A 1,338-nucleotide genomic window follows, 5' to 3' on the forward strand; every position below is an offset into this window, starting at 1 on the left:
AACTCATCCGGCACCAGCCGCCGGGACAACGCATCAGCCATGGCAACGATCATGCATCATCAGCCACAACATCCATACGAGACACGCTCTTAGTGAGGAACGTCAGATGACACGAATCCAAGTAGTACTTGCACTCGCGAGTGCAGTCGCCACATCGCTCACCGCTTGCTCGGACACGGGCGATGCCACCACCCCAACTCCGACACAAAGCGCAACGACCAGTGCGCGTTCCTATTCGCCCGTACCGCCGTCACCGAGCCCGGCAGCGTCGCCAAGCTCGGCCGCACCGGCAGCCAAGACGAACCCGGCTACCGGTCATCTTCTAAAAGCAGTGGGTGAGACGTTGCTACTTACGCCTGAGACTCAGGCGACCGGCAGTGGACCTGGAACGGTAAAAGTCGTTGTGAACAAGATCTCGCGTGGCAAGAAAGGACTGTATGGTCCAACGGTCCGAATGGATGTCACGGTGGCGACCGGAAACGATCCGGAAGCCAACCACGGTGCTCATGACTTTCTGTGCAGTACTTCAAACAGCGTTGAACCCGAGAGCGGTGAAGAGGTGTCCGGAAAAGGTGGTCGTATGCTGTCGGAAAACCCACCACTTACGTTAGGAACGAATCGAACGTACCACTGCACCTTTGACGTGGAATCGCTGCATGACCATGGCTGGCTCGTGCTTGGGCCGTACGAGCTCAAGGTCGACTATCCGTATGACTTGCGCTAGCGACACCGGCGCCGAGCCCGTTCTAGCCGTCGCGCCTGGTGAACTCCATGATCTTTGCGGTCGTACGACTGGACCGTAACGCCATAGCAGCGTCCGAGGACTACCATCACAACGGCAGACCCGGGACCACCCTCGCGTGTGCGGGGAAGACACTTCTTGACCTGCGCTTCTTCTAATGAAAACTATGTTATCCGTTGCCGGGTCTTGGACACCTTGTACCCGATGCGGAGCTAACCGGCCAGGATGCCATTCCCATGTCGTCGTGAACGTGACGGTTCCGTCGATCGCCTGTGCCGCATTCATGATGCCCAGCTGGTCGCAGTCGACCTGGGGATCGTGGCATCGGCTGACAGGGCTTCCAGACTGGCTGCGGGCGGGACGCGCTCGCCAATGGGTGCCTCCATGCCTGTCGCGAAGTCAAGCATCGGGTGCGTCGCCGGTGTTCGTGCCGACTTTCTTCCAGGTTCCGCGGCCTGCTGTCAGTGAGGCCGCGGACACCATCGTCGATGTCGTCAGCTGAGGTTGCCCCTGTGAACCGGTCACCCTGATCCCAGACGCTGGTCTGGGGAAGGATGTCCCTGTGTCACGTTCGTCGAAGTATCCGGAGCAGTTCC

At 59.5% G+C, this 1,338-nt stretch carries 1 protein-coding gene; it reads left to right on the forward strand.

From position 1 onward, the window contains the following. The coding region (locus ABD256_RS44105; protein WP_425546625.1) for a hypothetical protein at positions 1–724 on the forward strand (724 nt) is incomplete at its 5' end. Positions 725–1,338: the final 614 nt, after the last annotated feature.

This window comes from Amycolatopsis minnesotensis, from assembly GCF_039529815.1.
In the GTDB taxonomy this organism is placed as follows: Bacteria; Actinomycetota; Actinomycetes; order Mycobacteriales; family Pseudonocardiaceae; genus Amycolatopsis; species Amycolatopsis minnesotensis.